Raw genomic sequence first — 16,704 nt, forward strand, 5'->3', positions numbered from 1 at the left:
ATGGCCGCGCCAATCGCCATGCCGATCGCGCACGCGAAGGTAAGCCAGCGCGCTGGCGTTTCGCTGGGTGATCGACTGTTCGTGGTCGGCGGCAAGTGGTTGCTGCTGCTCTTGCTTACCGTCGCGGTATTGATGCCGCTGCTGGCGATCTTCTGGCGCGGTTTCAGCAGCGATGCCGGCCAGGGCGGCGGCCTGGTCGCTGCTCGCGAACTGTTTGCCAGCGCCAACTTTCACTGGCTGCTGGGCAATAGCCTGAAGGTCTCGCTCAGCGTTGCGGCCATTGTGGTGCCGCTGGCCTACCTGTTCGCCTACGCTCTGCAGCGTACACTGATTCCGGCCAAGGGCCTGTGGCGCGGCATTTCGCTGCTGCCATTGCTGGCGCCGTCGATGCTACCGGCCATTGCCCTGGTCTATCTGTTCGGCAACCAGGGGCTGCTGCGCGGGCTGCTCAGCGACAATATCTACGGCTTCTGGGGCATTGTCCTCGGCGAGGCGATCTACACCTTTCCGCATGCGCTGATGATCCTGTTGTCGGCGCTGTCGCTGGCCGATGCGCGCTTGTTCGACGCCGCCTCGAGCATGGGCGCCGGGCCTTGGCGGGCGTTTCACAGCATCACCTGGCCAGCCACCCGGCAGGCGGTGTTCGCCGCCTTCTGCCTGGTGTTCACCCTGACCATCACCGACTTCGGTGTGCCGGTGGTAGTCGGTGGCGATTACCAGGTGCTGGCGCTGGAAGCCTACAAGGCCGTGGTCGGCCAGCAGCAGTTCGGCCGTGGCGCCTTGATCGGCATGGTCCTGCTGGTGCCGGCGCTGCTCAGCTTTGCCGTCGATGCCTGGCTGCGCCGCCGTCAGGGCGATTCGATGAGCGGCCGGGCGCAGGTGTTCCAGCCACAGCCGTCGCGGCGTCGCGATGCCTGCTTCATGGCCGTGGTCATCCTGATTTGCGCGGTGCTGTTGCTGGTGGTGGGCATGGCGGTGTACTCATCGCTGGTCAAGTTCTGGCCTTACAACCTGTCGCTGTCGCTCAAGCACTACCAGTTCGACGAAACCGCCGGTGGCGGCTGGCTGGCCTACCGCAACAGCCTGACCATGGCCCTGGGCACGGCGCTGATCGGTAGCGCGGTGATTTTCACCGGCGCCTACCTGATGGAAAAAACCAAGGGCCAGCGCAGCTTGAACCTGCTGCTGCGCCTGCTCAGCTTCGTGCCGATGGCGGTGCCGGGCCTGGTGCTGGGCCTTGGCTACGTGTTCTTCTTCAACCTCAGCAGCAACCCGCTGCATGTGTTCTACGGCAGCATGGCGCTGCTGGTGGTGTGCACCATTGCTCACTACCTGACCACCGCCAACATGACCGCGACCACTGCCCTGCGCCAGCTCGATGGCGAGTTCGAGGCTGCCGCGCTGTCGCTCAAGGCACCGCTGTATCGGCACTTCATGCGGGTCACCGTGCCGATCTGCCTGCCGGCATTGCTCGACATCATTCGCTACCTGTTCGTCTCGGCGATGACCACGGTGTCGGCGGCGATCTTCCTCTACAGCCCCGACACCATCCTTGCCGCGGTCGCCGTGCTGAACATGGATGATGCCGGCAACGTCGGCGGCGCCGCAGCGATGTCGACCCTGATCCTGATTACCAGCGCCACCGTTTCGCTGCTCCTGGCCTGGGCCTCGCGCGGCCTGTTGCAACGCTCCCAAGCCTGGCGCCAGCGCGCGCCGGGTCACTGATTGCCTCTCCCAACCTGTACTGTTCAAAGGAACCGCATCATGTTCAAGCCACTTGCTCTTGCCGCTGCCGTCCTCACTGCATTCAGCGTGCAGGCCTTTGCCGCCGATACCCAACTGACGGTGTACACCGCGCTCGAAGCCGAACAGCTCAAGAGTTACAAGCAGGCCTTCGAAAAGGCCAACCCGGACATCGAAATCAAGTGGGTGCGTGATTCCACCGGCATCATCACTGCCAAGCTGCTGGCCGAAAAAGACCGCCCGCAAGCCGATGCCGTGTGGGGCCTGGCGGCATCGAGCCTGGCAATCCTCGACCAGCAGGGCATGCTGCAAAGCTATGCACCGAAAGACCTCGGCAAGATCGGCGCCAACTACCGCGATGCCGCCAATCCGCCGGCCTGGGTGGGCATGGACGTCTGGGCCGCGACCATCTGCTTCAACACCGTCGAGGCCGAGAAGCAGGGCCTGAGCAAGCCGCTGAGCTGGCAGGACCTGACCAAGCCTGAGTACAAGGGCAAGGTCGTCATGCCTAACCCGGCGTCTTCCGGCACCGGTTTCCTCGATGTCAGCGCCTGGTTGCAGACCTTCGGCGAGAAGCAGGGCTGGGCGTATATGGACGGCCTGCACCAGAACATCGGCCAGTATGTTCACTCTGGCTCCAAGCCGTGCAAGCTGGCTGCTGCTGGCGAATTCCCGATCGGCATCTCGTTCGAATACCCGGCCGTGCAGCTCAAGCGCCAGGGTGCGCCGCTGGACATCGTCCTGCCGAAGGAAGGCCTGGGCTGGGAGATCGAAGCCACCGCGGTGATCAAGGGCAGCCAGCATGAAGACGCGGCCAAGCGCCTGGCCGACTTCTCGGCGAGCCCGGCGGCCATGGAGCTGTACAAGGAAAACTTCGCCGTCCTGGCCCAGCCGGGCATCGCCAAGCCGCAGACCGAACTGCCGGCCGACTACGAACAGCGCCTGATCAAGAACGACTTCGCCTGGGCTTCGAAGAACCGCGACAACATCCTCGCCGAATGGCGCAAGCGCTATGACGGCAAGTCGGAGAAGGTCGCGCAGCAGTAACCGCATCGCGGGGCAAGCCCGCTCCTACTGTAGGAGCGGGCTTGCCCCGCGATAGCATTTTTGAAGGAACCTCAGATGACCGATCTACTCATCGTCGGCGCCGGCATCCTCGGCCTGTCCCATGCCTACGCCGCTGCCCGGCGCGGGCTCAAAGTGCGGGTCTTCGAGCGCAGCGCGACGCCCCTGGGCGCCTCGGTGCGCAACTTCGGCCAGGCCCTGGTAACCGGCCAGCCACCCGGCCAGATGCTCGAACTGGCCAAGGCCAGCAGTGGTATCTGGAAGCACTGGGCGCAGCAGGCCGGCTTCGAGCTCAAGGCCAATGGCTCGCTGCTGTTTGCTCGCACTGCGCTGGAGCTGGAACTGCTCGAAGCCTTCTGTGCCGAGCGCGCGCCACAACATGATTACCAGGTGGAACTGCTCAGCGGCGCCGCCTTGAACGACCTGTACGGCGGCCAGTTTCGCCACCACCGCGCCGCCTTGCGTGGCTTGCAAGACCAGCAGTTGTATTCCCGCGAAGCGCTGCCGAGCCTGATCCGCTTCCTGCAGCAGGAACTGGATGTAGCGTTTCACTTTTCAACCTTGGTACGTGCTATCGAACCTGGTCGCGTATCGACCACGGCGGGGGACTTCAGCGCCAGACAGATCGTGGTCTGCTCCGGCCACGACTACCAGACCCTGCTCGCCGAACCCATCGCCGCCCTGCAACCGCAGGTTTGCCGTCTGCAGATGCTGCGCGCCCGGCCGCGCTTCAAACTCGACCTGCAGCACGCCTTGCTGACCGGCCTGAGCTGTGTGCACTACGGCGCCTTCGCCGACCTGCCGCAGGCCCAGGCGCTGAAAGCGCAACTGCAGGCCAACAGCCCGCACCTGCTGGAGCATGGCATCCACCTGCTGATCAGCCCGACGCCCCATGGCGAGCTGATCATCGGCGACTCCCATGCCTATGGCAGCGATGCTTCACCGTTCAACGCCGAGCAGGTCGACAACTGGATGATCGAGCTGGCCGAGCAGACCCTGGGCGGGCGCATCGAGGTGGTCGAACGCTGGCAGGGCGTCTATGGTTCTGGCGGGCCGGGGCCGTTTTCCTTGCTGCAGGTGGCGCCGGGTATCAGCGTTGCGCTGATGCACAGCGGCGTCGGCATGAGCGTCGGCCCGGCCCTGGCCGAGCAACATATCGCCCGTTTGCTGGAGGAGAGTGACTGATCATGGTTAGTGCCGAACAGATTGTCAGCGAGGTCTTCGCCTTGTATCAGCAGCATGGCAATGAGGACTACATTGGCGAGCCGGTTTCGCAGCTCGAGCATATGTCCCAGGCGGCGCAGCTGGCGTTGGCCGAGGGCTATGACGACGAGGTGGTACTGGCGGCGTTCTTCCATGACATCGGCCATATCTGTGGCAGCGCCGAAGGCGACATGGGCGGCTATGGCGTGGTCAGCCATGAGCGTGTTGGCGCCAACTACCTGCGCCGCTGCGGCTTCAGCGAGCGTTTGGCCAGGCTGGTGGAGTACCACGTCGAGGCCAAGCGCTACCTGACCTTGCGCCAGCCGGGTTATTACCAGCGCCTGAGTGAGGCCAGCCGGCGCACCCTGGAGTACCAGGGCGGGGTGATGAGCGAGGCCGAGGCCGATGCCTTCGAGCAAGACCCACTGTGTGCGGTGAGCCTGCGCATGCGCCAGTGGGATGAGCTGGCCAAGGAGATGAATGTGCCGGTGATTGACCTGCAACTGCTCAAGGGCAAGGCGCTAAAGCTCCTGCACTAGCGCATCAATCTGCTCCTGGCGCTCGGCCTGATTCACTTTCGCCCCGGGATTGAGCGACGACCACTGCGGATGCGCCCGGGCCTTGCCCAGCGCTTGCGGCAGCTTGCCTTCGCGCCAGGTCTGCTCTTGTGGCGCCGCCAGCTTGATCCGCTCCAGCGCCGCATGGCCACGGGCATCCAGGGCGTGAATCAGCTGATGCTGACGCAACGCCAGCAGGCGCAACACACTGTCGTCCACCGTCAACTCGCGCTGGCCCTTGAGTTTGCCGAGCAGGCGCGAGCCGTAGCTGCGGGCAGTCTGTAGCGCGCCGCCGGCTATCGCCCCGGCCAGCGCCGCGGCACCGAGGGTCAGGCCGCCGACCAGCAAATCGACCCCGGCCCCGGCCGCCGCACCGGCTGCCACGCCACTGCCCAGGCGTACACCGAGCAGCTTGAGGGTTTCCGGGTTGAACAGGTCATCGCCCCAGCGCCCGTCGAGCAAAGGCAGGTCGCTGCTGGCGGCGTCTTCCTTGCGAAACGCATAGAGCTTGAGCAGCGCTTCGACGCAGCGTTGCTCGCGCTGGCGCACATCGCGGCGCAGGGCTTCGATGGCCACGGCTTCGGCGCCAGGCTCGGCGACCACACTGCGCCGGCAAGCGGCGCAGTCGAGCAGCAGGTCGGCGACCAGGCGCTTGGCGCTTTCACGCCGGGCCTGGCGCTGGGCCTGCTGATCGTCGATCAGGCGTTGCAGCGCTGGTCGTGAGTGCTCCAGCATCAACGCCAGGCTTTCGTACAGGCGGCGCTCGCCGTCTTCTGGCGGGGCGACGCTGTCGAAGCGCACCAGCGCATGCAGCCCCAGGCGCGCCAAGGCTTCGCGCCAGTCAGCTTCGCGATGGTCGCTACTGGCGACGAAGTTGAGCACCGGTAGCAACGGCCTGCCGCAGCCGGCCAGCACTTGCAGTTCGTCGCGGTACTTGGCCAGCACCGGCTCGCGGGCATCGATCACATACAGGCCGGCATCGCTGGCCAGCAGCTGGCGCAGCACCTTGGCCTCCTGCTCGAAACGCTGGCGCGCTTCGCTGCCTTGCAGAAAACGCTCCAGCCGCGCCGGGCCATCGAGGCGCTCGCCCGGCCGTTCCAGGCGCTCAAGGTAGTCGAGCAGGGCGATGGCGTCTTCCAGCCCCGGGGTGTCGTAGAGTTCGAGCAACGGCTCGCCGTCCACCGACAGGCGTGCGCCCTCGACATGACGGGTGGTGCTCGGCCGATGCGACACCTCGCCGAAGCCGACATCGCGGGTCAGGGTGCGCAGCAGCGAGGTCTTGCCAACGTTGGTGTGGCCGACCACGGCCAGTTTCAGCGGCTTAGTCATGGCCATGCTCCAGCCAGTTCAGCGGGGCGCTGTCGGCGTAGCTCAAACCCAGCTGTTCCAGGGCCTGATGCCAGTCGCCCAGGCGTTCAGCGTCCAGTGCCTGACCGGGCATTGCCTGCAGCAGCCAGATGCGCGTGGCCCCGGCATTGCGCGCAAGCTCGGCGAGCAGCGCCAGGCTGCCACGGTCGGGCGAGCGGCGCGGGTCGCAGGCAATCGCCAGGCGCGCTGGCGGAAAACGGCTGAGCTGTTCCAGCAGTTTGTTGCGCGACTCGCGGCTATCGAGGATACCGGCGTTGCTCACCGTTGCGGGCAGGGTAGGTGGCCACGGGCGTTTGTCGTCCAGCTCCAGGCCGACCAGCAGGGCGCCTTCGCTGTGTTCTTCACCAACGCCACGCACGATCTGCGGCAAGGCATCAGGCGCGGCGTCGTTGACGCCCAGGCGTTCGCTGCTGGGCATCAGCACATCGCGCAGATGGCTGTAGCCGGGCAGCTTGAGGTCCAGTTGCAGGCGCGCCCGGCCACTGCGCCAGCGCCACAGGCACAGGGCGGCAAGCAGCAGGCGCGGAACGATGCCGTATACCAGCAGCACGCCGAGCAGCCAGCCGGCCCAGGCCTGGCGGGCCAGCTCAAGTGCCGGTTGCGTGTCGCCACTGGCGCGGATCATGGCCACGTCCGGCACGCTGAAGCCGAGTAATGCGGGCAGGGCGCCAAGGGCCTGGGTCAGGGCGACGAAGGTGTCGGCGCCGAGAATGGTGGTTTCCCAGACGAAGCCGTAACGTCGGGTGGCCAGCAGCATCAGCAGCATCAACAGCGCAGTGCTCAAAGCCAGCAGCCACAGGCTGTGCACCAACAGGCCGAGCAGCCAGCGATTGAGTTTTTGTCGCTGCAGCATCACCAGCAGGGCGGGGGCCAGGTGTGCGGCCTGGGCATCGCGGGCGAATTTTTCGCTCAGCCACAGCCACAGGCGACCAAGGCTGGCGCCCTGTTCACCGGCCAGAAAAAAGCCCAGCAGCCAGCCCAGCAACAGCAGCAGGTTCAACCCGAGCAGGCTGCCCAGGGCCCAGAACACGTTGACCGGGCGCAGGCTGTCGCCGAGGGCGGCCAGGGCCAGGCCGGCGCCGCTGAGCACGGCCAGTACCACCAGGGCTGCCAGCGCCAGGCGAGCGCCTTGTTTCCAGTGTTGCAGGGCGCTGCGCATGCCGTCGCGTTCGGCCAGCCACAGGGCGCGGCTTTCGATGCGCGCCGGCAGGTCGCCGCCTGCCTGGCGGGCGCGGCGGTTGGCTTCCTGGTCTTCCAAGGGGCCTGCATGTTCTTCGCGCAGGCGCACGGCTTCGGTGAGCCAGCGTTTGTCCAGGTCAGTCAGTGCAGTCACACGGTCTTCCATTGATCAAGTCAGCCCAAAGCATAACTCAGGCATCGAAGATCGGGCTTTGCTATCCTCGCCGGCATGAAAACATCACTCCCCCTCAGCCTGATCGCGGCCCTCGCCGAGAACCGCGTGATCGGCATCGACAACAGCATGCCCTGGCACTTGCCGGGGGATTTCAAGTATTTCAAGGCCACCACCCTGGGCAAGCCGATCATCATGGGGCGCAAGACCTGGGATTCGCTGGGTCGCCCACTGCCGGGGCGCCTGAACCTGGTGGTCAGCCGCCAGCCGGGCTTGCAACTCGAAGGTGCCGAAGTGTTCGCCTCGCTGGAGGCTGCCATTGAGCGTGCCGAGCAGTGGGCACTGGCGCAGGGCGTCGACGAGCTGATGCTGATCGGCGGCGCGCAGCTGTATACCCAGGCCATCGAGCGCGGCCTGGCGGATCGCCTGTACCTGACCCGGGTTGAGCTCAGCCCGCAAGGGGATGCGTGGTTTCCTGAGTTTGATGCGGCGCAGTGGAAGCTGGCGTCGACTCAGGCCAATCCGGCTGAGGATGACAAGCCGGCGTATCACTTCGAGGTCTGGGAAAAGGCCTGAAATGCATCGCGGGGCAAGTAAGTCGAGGCCCCGCGATGAGGTCGTCAGGAGGGCGTCAGCTGCGCATGTTCCTGCGCATCCAGCACCGACTTGTCGGTCTGTTTGAGCATCTGGCTGGTAATCGCCCCGGCCGTCATTGAGCCGTTGACGTTCAGCGCCGTGCGGCCCATGTCGATCAGCGGCTCGACCGAGATCAGCAAGGCCACCAGCTCAACCGGCAAGCCCATGGCCGGCAATACGATCAGCGCCGCGAACGTCGCACCGCCGCCGACACCGGCAACACCGGCCGAGCTCAGGGTGACGATCGCCACCAGGGTGGCAATCCACAGCGGGTCAAACGGGTCGATGCCCACCGCTGGCGCCACCATCACCGCCAACATTGCCGGGTACAGGCCGGCACAGCCGTTCTGGCCAATGGTTGCGCCAAATGACGCGGCAAAGCTTGCGATCGACTGCGGAATACCCAGGCGCAGGGTTTGCGCCTCGATGCTCAGCGGGATGCTGGCGGCGCTGGAGCGGCTGGTGAAGGCGAAGGTCAGTACCGGCCAGACCTTGCGCAAGAAGCGCAGCGGGTTGACGCCGCTCATGGCCAGCAGCACGCCGTGTACCACGAACATCAGGCCCAGGCCGATGTACGAGACCACCACGAAGCTGCCGAGCTTGAGGATGTCGTCGAGGTTCGAGCTGGCCACTACCTTGGTCATCAACGCCAGCACGCCGTAGGGGGTGAGCTTCATCACCAGCCGCACCAGGCGCATCACCCAGGCTTGCAGGGTGTCGATGGCGGCCAGGGCGCGGTTGCCCTTCTCGGCGTCATCCTTGAGCAACTGCAGGGCGGCCATGCCGAGGAACACGGCAAAGATCACCACGCTGATGATCGAGGTCGGCTTGGCCCGGGCCAGGTCGCCTACCGGGTTGCTGGGGATGAACGAGAGCAGCAATTGCGGGATGTTCAGGTCGGTGACCTTGCCCACGTAGTCGCTCTGGATCGCCGCCATGCGCGCGGTTTCGGCGGTACCGGCCACCAGGCCTTCGGCGGTCAGGCCAAACAGGTTGGTCAGCACGATACCGATCAGCGCGGCGATGGCCGTGGTGAACAGCAGCGTGCCGATGGTCAGGAAGCTGATCTTGCCCAGCGACGAAGCATTGTGCAGGCGCGCCACGGCACTGAGGATCGAGGCGAAGATCAGCGGCATGACGATCATCTGCAGCAACTGCACGTAGCCGTTGCCGACCAGGTCGAGCCAACTGATGGTGGCCTTGAGGACCGGGTTGCCGGCGCCGTAAATGGCATGCAGGGCAGCGCCAAACAGCACGCCGAGGACCAGGCCGACCAGCACTTTCTTGGCCAGGCTCCAGTTGCCATGACGGGTTTGCGCCAGGCCTAGCAGCAAGGCCAGGAACGCCAGCAGATTGAGAGACAACGGCAGATTCATTGAAGCTCCAGGAAAAAAGGCGGGGCATCGCCTCTGTGTGCGATTGCGAACAGAAATGCTAACAGCATGAAAACCAACGAATTTATATCGAAATGGAATTTCGATAGTCGTTTTTGGAATAACGCCAGGTCGCAAACAGAATGCTCGTGGCCGCTCAGGGGCGTGTCGGTGTCGCTGTCGGGTCGGTGCGCATTGCAGGCTTTGCTAGCGTGGGCGGGCCACTTTTCTGGAGAAAAGCACATGACGTCTGCTCCGAAAATCCTCGCCGCCGGCCTCGCCCTGTTGCTTACCGGGCACAGCTGGGCCACCGAGCTCAAGCACTGGCCGGCCGAGGCTGCCAAGCAACTGGACAGCATGATCGCGGCCAATGCCAACAAGGGCAACTATGCGGTCTTCGACATGGACAACACCAGCTACCGCTTCGACCTCGAAGAATCGCTGCTGCCGTTCATGGAGAACAAGGGCCTGCTCAGCCGCGACAAACTCGACCCGTCGCTCAAGCTCATCCCCTTCAAAGACACCGCCGAGCACAAGGAGAGCCTGTTCAGCTACTACTATCGGCTCTGCGAAATCGACGACATGGTCTGCTACCCCTGGGTCGCCCAGGTGTTTTCCGGTTTCACCCTCAAGGAGCTCAAGGGCTATGTCGACGAGCTGATGGCCTCGGGCAAGCCGGTGCCGAGCACCTATTACGAGGGTGACCAGGTCAAGCCCATTGAGGTGCAACCGCCGAAAGTGTTCGCCGGCCAGGCCGAGCTGTTCAACAAGCTGATGGAGAACGGCATTGAGGTCTACGTGATCAGCGCCGCCTCCGAAGAGCTGGTGCGCATGGTCGCTGCCGACCCCAAGTACGGCTACAACGTCAAACCGCAGAACGTGATCGGCGTCAGTCTGCTGCTCAAGGACCGCAACAGCGGCGCCCTGACCACCGCGCGCAAGCAGATCAGCGCCGGCAGCTATGACCCGCAGGCCAACATGGGCCTTGAGCTGACCCCGTATCTGTGGACCCCAGCCACCTGGATGGCCGGCAAGCAGGCGGCCATCCTCACCTATATCGACGAATGGAAGAAGCCGGTGCTGGTCGGTGGCGATACTCCGACCAGTGACGGCTATATGCAGTTTCATAGCGTCGACGTGGCCAAGGGCGGCATCCACCTGTGGATAAACCGTAAGGCCAAGTACATGGACCAGCTCAACGGCATGATCGCCAAGCATGCCGCGGCGCAGGCCAAGGAGGGCTTGCCGGTGACGGCGGACAAGAACTGGGTGATCGTTACACCGGAGCAGATTCAGTAAGCAAAATAGATATCAATTGCGAATTCATCTCATCTTCTGCTAGCGTGCGCGCACCTTGAGGTCCATCGCCAGGAAGTACCGTGTCTTCGTGGAATACGCAGATTGCCCGCCTGTTTGCCGAGCACAAGAAAGCGCTGGAAGCCTTTGTTGCGCGCCGCACGGGCAATTCGCAGGTGGCAGCCGACCTGACCCAGGAGTCTTTCCTGCGCCTGGCGCGGCTGCCTGCCGACAAGAAGATCGACAACCTGCCGGCCTTTCTTTTCACCATTGCCAGCAACCTGATCCGTGACCACCAGCGCCAGGCCATCCGCCGCGAGCGCCTGGACGGCGGTGAGCCCAGCGACGAGCTGGCCTGCGAAACGCCCGGGGCCGACGAGCAACTCTCGGCGCTGCAGGAACAAGCGCTGATGTACGAGGCCATTCAGGCCCTGCCCGAGGCGACCCGGCATATCTTCCTGCTTTATCATGTCGACGAATGTTCCTACCGGGAAATTGGCGAGCGGCTGCAGATTTCCCCGCGTAGTGTCGAATACCAATTGCGCCGTGCGCTGATCGACTGCCGGGCCTTTATCAAGGCGCGCTTGCTCAGTGGCACGCCGGGGCCGCGTCCATGAACCGGCCATTTGCAGTGACGGATAGCCCGATGACCGACCCTCACGTCACGGATGCCGACGACCTGTTCGCCGAAGCCAGTGGCTGGTACTACCGCCTGCAGGCCGACGACGTCACGCCCGCAGAGCGTGAGGCCTTCAGCGCCTGGCTGGGCCAGGGCCCGGAACAGGCCCAGGCCTGGGACGAGGTGCTTGGCCTGCTCGGGGCCCTGCGTGAGCCGGCACGGCAACTGCGTCAGGCCCAGCGCGCGCGTTGGCGCCGACCGCGGCGGCAGCTCTGGGCGAGTGCCGCGGCGGTATTGCTGATGGTCGCTTTACTGGTGAATAGCCCCTGGCCGGACCGCTGGCGTGCCGACTACGCCACCGCCACTGGCGAGTCGCGCAGCATTGCCTTGGCGGACGGTTCGCAACTGCAGCTCAACACCGACACGGCCGTGCAGGTCGAGCTGGCAGGTGGCGAGCGGCGGGTGCGGCTGCTGCGTGGCGAGGCGTGGTTCGAGGTCAGCCATGATCCGGCGCGGCCATTCGTGATTCGCTCCGGCGATGGCTGGGTGAAGGTGGTGGGCACGCGTTTCAGCGTCGCCCGGGAAGGTGACCAGACCCGAGTGCGGGTTGCCCAGGGCAAGGTCCAGGTCGGTACCGACAGCCATCAGTCGGTGCTGCTGGAGCCTGGTCGCGCCGTCGAGTATCGCGGCATACAACTGGGTTCGGCACATGCTTTCGATGTGGCCGCCGAGTTCGCCTGGCGCCAACGCCAGCTGGTATTCCGCGAGCAGCCGCTGGTCGAAGTGGTCGACGCCCTCAACCGCTACTGGCCAGGGCAGACCCTGGTGCTGGGCGAGGGCCTGCGCCAGCGCAAGGTCTCGGGGGTGTTCGAGATCGACAAGCCCGAGGCGGTGCTCAAGGCCCTGACCCACACCCTGGGCCTGCGCGCCGAGCATTACACCCCGTATCTGCGGGTGTTGCGTGAGGGCTGAAAAATTTCTTACGAAAGTTTCAGGGTTTCCCCAGTAGCTGACGTCCTTGATTTCGTAGGCGCAAATAATAAGCACTCTCAGACAGTGCGGCGCTATTCAACGACTTCGACGATTCTGGGGAGCTTCACTGATGGAACATACCACCGCCACCCGGCGCCTGCCCGGCGTGCCCACCCTGCTGAGCCTGGCCATTGCCCTGGGCTGCGGCACACTGGCAACGCCGATCCTGGCCGCGCCTGCCGCGCAAGCGCAGGAGTATCGCTTCGAGATTCCGGCGCAATCGCTGGATGCAGCGCTGGCGGCTTTCAGTGCGGTTACCCGGGTGCAGGTGCTGGTCGGCGCCGAGGTCACTCAGGGCTTGCGCTCCCCGGGCATCAGCGGCAGTTATCCACAGGACCAGGCGTTGGCCCGCCTGCTGGCTGGCACCGGCCTGAGCGCCAGCTACATCGATCGCGACAGCGTGACCCTGGAAAAACGCCAGGGTGAAGAGGCGGCGCTGCAGTTGGGCGCGACCATGGTCGGCGGCAAGGTGCTTGGGGCTACTACCGAAGGCAGCCAGTCCTACACCACCGGTGCGTTGACCATCGGCAAGGGCGAACAGAAGCTCAAGGACATTCCACAGTCGGTGTCGGTGGTCACCCGCCAGCGCCTGGACGACCAGAACATGAACAGCCTGCAGGACGCCATGCGTCAGGTGACCGGGGCGACGATCAAAAGCTACAACTCCGGCTCCAGCCTCAATGACGTGTACATGCGCGGCTTCCTGGTCGATCAGGTGCAGGTCGATGGTGTTTCGCAAATGACTGGCCAGGGCGACCTGATGACCAGCTTCGACCTGGCGATGTTCGACCGCGTCGAAGTGCTGCGCGGGCCTTCCGGCCTGTACCAGGGCGCGGGTGAACCTGGTGGCACCATCAACCTGGTGCGCAAGCGCGCCCTCGGCCAGTTCGCCCTGAGCGGCGAGCTGTCGGCAGGCTCCTACGATCATTACCACTCGACCGTCGACATCACCGGCCCGCTCAACAGCGACGGCAGCCTGCGCGGGCGCTTCGTCACCGCCTACGAAGACAACAAGTCCTTCGTCGACTACGCCCAGAACGAGCGGCCAATGGTTTACGGCCGGCTGGAATACGACGTGACCCCGGACACCACCCTATCGCTGGGCGGCGCCTATCAGAAAAACCATTCGACCCCGGCGTTCGGCCTGCCGGCGTACGCCAATGGCAAGTTGCTGGACGTCAAGCGCTCGACCTTTGTCGATGCCAAATGGAACGAACTGGACGAGCACGTCTGGGAAAGCTTCTTCGAAGTCGATCATGCCCTGGACAACGGCGGCCAGTTCAAGACCTCGCTGACCTACCGCGACGCCGAGACCCCGACCCGCAACTTCACCTGGAGCGACGGTGCGGTCGACCCGGCCACCGGCGCCAGCTCGGCCGTGGCCTATTCCTACTACACGCACATCAAGACCCTGGGCCTGGACAGCTTCGTGACCTTGCCGGTGGAAGCCTTTGGCCGTACCCACGAGCTGACGGTGGGCGCCGAATACCAGCACCTGGACAAGGACTTCACCTACGGCGGCGGAGAATACTTCGACACCAATGTGTTCGACCCGGGCAGCATCAATATCCCTAAGCAGAAGTACCAAATGGACAACGGCAACTGGTCGAAATCGCACCAGTACGGCCTCTACGCCCGCACCAAGATCAGCGCCACCGACTGGCTGGACGTGATCCTCGGCAGCCGGGTGACCTGGTTCGAAAGCGAAGCGCACAACGCCAACGCCTTCTTCAACAACTTCAATAGCACCGAGTCGAGCATCAACCGCAAGGTCATCCCCTATGGCGCGCTGGTGGCCAAACTGACCCCGGAACTGTCGGCCTATGCCAGCTACACCAGCGTGTTCAAGCCGCAGACCGATGTGAATGCCGGCGGCGAGACCATCGCCCCGCGCAAAGGCAAGCAGTACGAAATCGGCCTCAAGCGCGAGTTTTATGAGGGGCGCTTGAATGGCAGCGTGGCGCTGTTTCGCATCTACGACGAAAACCGCGCCGAGCTGGTCGCCAACAACCAGTACTACGAGCCGCAAGGCAAGATCCGAAGCCAGGGTTGGGAAACCGAGCTGAGCGGCAACCTCACCGACAACTGGAGCATCAGCACCGGCTACGCCTTCACCATGCTCAAGTCGCTGAGCGGCGAAGACACCAACCAGGGCACCACCATCACCCCCAAGCACAACTTCAACCTGTGGACGCGCTACGAGTTCGCCGATGGCCCGTTGAAGGACTTCAGTGTCGGTGGCGGGCTACGGGCGGTGAGCGCCACCTACTACAAGCGTGACGTCGATTTCGTCCAGGGCGGCTACAGCATTGCCACGGCCCAGGTAGGGTACAAAATCAACCAGAACCTGTCGGCAACGCTGACGGCCAACAACCTGTTCGATCGTACCTACTATGAGCGGGTGGACAGTTCGTGGGGGTCGAACTTTTATGGCGAGCCGCGCAACCTGACGTTCACTGTACGGGCCAAGTACTGAGGTGAGGCCATCGCGGGTCAAGCTCGCTCCCACACCTGTAGGAGCGGGCTTGACCCGCGATGCTTTTCTGCTTACAGCCCGTCCAGCAGCGCCTTGTTGCGTACCGCGCCCTTGTCGGCGCTGGTCGCCAGCAGGGCGTAGGCCTTGAGCGCCGTGGTCACTTTGCGTGGCCGCGCTTCGACCGGCTTCCAGCCTTTCTTGTCCTGCTCGACACGGCGCGCCGCCAGCTCTTCATCGCTGACCAGCAGGTTGATCGAGCGGTTGGGGATGTCGATCAACACCTTGTCGCCGTCCTGCACCAGGCCAATGGCGCCACCGGCTGCGGCTTCTGGCGAAGCGTGGCCGATCGACAGGCCCGAGGTGCCGCCAGAGAAACGGCCGTCGGTGAGCAGGGCGCAGGCTTTGCCCAGGCCCTTGGACTTGAGGTACGAGGTCGGGTAGAGCATCTCTTGCATGCCCGGGCCGCCTTTCGGGCCTTCGTAGCGGATGATGACGATGTCACCGGCCTTCACTTCGTCAGCAAGGATGCCGCGCACGGCGCTGTCCTGGCTTTCGAAGATCTTGGCGTTGCCTTCGAAGACGTGGATCGACTCGTCGACGCCGGCGGTTTTCACCACGCAGCCGTCCAGGGCGATGTTGCCGTACAGCACCGCCAGGCCGCCTTCTTGCGAGTAGGCGTGTTCGACGCTGCGGATGCAGCCGTTTTCACGGTCGTCGTCCAGGCTCGGCCAGCGGGTCGACTGGCTGAATGCGGTCTGGGTCGGAATACCGGCCGGGCCCGCCTTGAAGAAGTGGTGCACCGCTTCGTCGCTGGTCTGGGTGATGTCCCACTTGGCGATGGCTTCTTCCATGCTCGGGCTGTGCACGGTCGGCAGGTCGGTGTGCAGCAGGCCGCCACGGGCCAGCGAGCCGAGGATGCTGAAGATGCCGCCGGCGCGGTGGACGTCTTCCATGTGGTACTTCTGGATGTTCGGCGCCACTTTGCACAGCTGCGGCACTTTGCGCGACAGGCGATCGATGTCGCGCAGGTCGAAAGCGATCTCGGCTTCCTGGGCGGCGGCCAGCAGGTGCAGGATGGTGTTGGTCGAACCGCCCATGGCGATGTCGAGCATCATGGCGTTCTCGAACGCCTTGAAGTTGGCGATGTTGCGCGGCAGGACGCTCTGGTCGTTGTCGCCGTAGTAGCGCTTGCACAGCTCGACGATGGTGCGCCCGGCCTGCAGGAACAGCTGCTCGCGGTCGCTGTGGGTGGCCAGGGTCGAACCGTTGCCCGGCAGGGCCAGGCCCAGGGCTTCGGTCAGGCAGTTCATCGAGTTGGCGGTGAACATGCCGGAGCACGAACCGCAGGTCGGGCAGGCGCTGCGCTCGTACTCGGCGACTTTTTCATCGCTGGCAGTGGAGTCGGCGGCAATGACCATGGCATCGACCAGGTCCAGACCGTGGCTGGCCAGTTTGGTCTTGCCGGCTTCCATCGGCCCGCCAGAAACGAAGATCACCGGGATGTTCAGGCGCAGGGCGGCCATCAGCATGCCGGGGGTGATCTTGTCGCAGTTGGAGATGCAGACGATGGCGTCGGCGCAGTGGGCGTTGACCATGTACTCGACCGAGTCGGCGATGATCTCGCGGCTTGGCAGCGAATAGAGCATGCCGTCATGGCCCATGGCGATGCCGTCGTCGACCGCGATGGTGTTGAATTCCTTGGCCACGCCACCGGCGCGTTCGATCTCGCGAGCCACCAGCTGGCCGAGGTCCTTCAGGTGCACGTGGCCCGGGACGAACTGGGTGAACGAGTTGGCGATGGCGATGATCGGTTTCTTGAAGTCTTCGTCCTTCATCCCGGTGGCACGCCAGAGGGCGCGGGCGCCGGCCATATTGCGGCCGTGGGTGGACGTTTTCGAGCGGTAATCAGGCATGAAGCACTCCTGGCGGCTAATCAGGTAACAAAAAGGGGAGTGAGCTTCTCTTGTCCTTTGCACCGAAGGCAG

The 16,704-nt window shown here is 64.4% G+C and carries 13 protein-coding genes; 9 read left to right on the forward strand and 4 right to left on the reverse strand.

What is annotated here, in order from left to right; genetic code table 11:
* The 4 genes from LOY34_RS01075 to LOY34_RS01090 all read left to right on the forward strand — a co-directional run bounded on the left by LOY34_RS01075 (position 1) and on the right by LOY34_RS01090 (position 4,550).
* Complete coding sequence (locus tag LOY34_RS01075; protein WP_195885438.1) at positions 1-1,725, forward strand: putative 2-aminoethylphosphonate ABC transporter permease subunit; 1,725 nt, start codon at positions 1-3, stop codon at positions 1,723-1,725.
* Positions 1,726-1,764: 39 nt separating this feature from the next.
* Complete coding sequence (locus LOY34_RS01080; protein WP_195885439.1) at positions 1,765-2,790, forward strand: putative 2-aminoethylphosphonate ABC transporter substrate-binding protein; 1,026 nt, start codon at positions 1,765-1,767, stop codon at positions 2,788-2,790.
* Positions 2,791-2,865: 75 nt separating this feature from the next.
* On the forward strand, positions 2,866-3,993 hold the full coding sequence (locus LOY34_RS01085) for a TIGR03364 family FAD-dependent oxidoreductase (RefSeq protein ID WP_195885440.1): 1,128 nt from the start codon (positions 2,866-2,868) through the stop codon (positions 3,991-3,993).
* Positions 3,994-3,995: 2 nt separating this feature from the next.
* The gene (locus LOY34_RS01090; RefSeq protein WP_195885441.1) at positions 3,996-4,550 is read left to right on the forward strand and encodes a phosphonate degradation HD-domain oxygenase; all 555 of its coding nucleotides are present in this window, start codon (positions 3,996-3,998) and stop codon (positions 4,548-4,550) included.
* Here LOY34_RS01090 and LOY34_RS01095 read toward each other — a convergent pair.
* Together LOY34_RS01095 and LOY34_RS01100 are read right to left on the reverse strand one after the other, a co-directional pair.
* Positions 4,533-5,897 (reverse strand): GTPase/DUF3482 domain-containing protein, encoded by a 1,365-nt coding sequence (locus LOY34_RS01095; protein WP_045201852.1) that lies wholly within the window; start codon positions 5,895-5,897, stop codon positions 4,533-4,535. The two genes, LOY34_RS01090 and LOY34_RS01095, sit on opposite strands and share 18 nt — an antisense overlap.
* Entirely contained in the window at positions 5,890-7,281 is a 1,392-nt protein-coding gene (locus LOY34_RS01100) for a DUF2868 domain-containing protein (protein ID WP_195885442.1), read from the reverse strand. Before LOY34_RS01100 ends, LOY34_RS01095 begins: the two co-directional genes overlap by 8 nt.
* Before the next feature lie 63 nt (positions 7,282-7,344).
* Between LOY34_RS01100 and LOY34_RS01105 the strand changes: the two genes are divergently transcribed.
* Positions 7,345-7,863: a dihydrofolate reductase gene (locus tag LOY34_RS01105; protein WP_195885443.1), complete on the forward strand. Its 519-nt coding sequence runs from the start codon at positions 7,345-7,347 to the stop codon at positions 7,861-7,863.
* 44 nt (positions 7,864-7,907) lie between these two features.
* On the opposite strand, the gene LOY34_RS01110 is transcribed toward LOY34_RS01105, so the two are convergent.
* Entirely contained in the window at positions 7,908-9,299 is a 1,392-nt protein-coding gene (locus LOY34_RS01110) for an L-cystine transporter (protein ID WP_258664182.1), read from the reverse strand.
* Positions 9,300-9,539: 240 nt separating this feature from the next.
* Between LOY34_RS01110 and LOY34_RS01115 the strand changes: the two genes are divergently transcribed.
* The 4 genes from LOY34_RS01115 (at position 9,540) to LOY34_RS01130 (ending at position 14,719) form a co-directional block, all read left to right on the forward strand.
* Positions 9,540-10,595 carry a phosphorylcholine phosphatase gene (locus tag LOY34_RS01115; protein WP_093377290.1) on the forward strand — a complete coding sequence of 352 codons (1,056 nt, stop codon included), beginning with the start codon at positions 9,540-9,542 and terminating at the stop codon, positions 10,593-10,595.
* Between the two features lie 80 nt (positions 10,596-10,675).
* Complete coding sequence (locus tag LOY34_RS01120) at positions 10,676-11,209, forward strand: RNA polymerase sigma factor (RefSeq protein WP_195885445.1); 534 nt, start codon at positions 10,676-10,678, stop codon at positions 11,207-11,209.
* Between the two features lie 29 nt (positions 11,210-11,238).
* A complete protein-coding gene (locus LOY34_RS01125) occupies positions 11,239-12,183 on the forward strand; it encodes a FecR family protein (protein ID WP_258664184.1) in 945 nt (314 codons plus the stop codon).
* Between the two features lie 130 nt (positions 12,184-12,313).
* On the forward strand, positions 12,314-14,719 hold the full coding sequence (locus LOY34_RS01130; protein ID WP_195885447.1) for a TonB-dependent receptor: 2,406 nt from the start codon (positions 12,314-12,316) through the stop codon (positions 14,717-14,719).
* A gap of 71 nt (positions 14,720-14,790) precedes the next feature.
* Here the strand turns inward: LOY34_RS01130 and ilvD are convergent, their stop codons facing one another.
* Positions 14,791-16,632, reverse strand: a complete 1,842-nt coding sequence (gene ilvD / locus LOY34_RS01135) for a dihydroxy-acid dehydratase (protein WP_093377274.1) — start codon at positions 16,630-16,632, stop codon at positions 14,791-14,793.
* Positions 16,633-16,704: the final 72 nt, after the last annotated feature.

The organism is Pseudomonas sp. B21-009, assembly GCF_024749345.1.
GTDB lineage: Bacteria > Pseudomonadota > Gammaproteobacteria > Pseudomonadales > Pseudomonadaceae > Aquipseudomonas.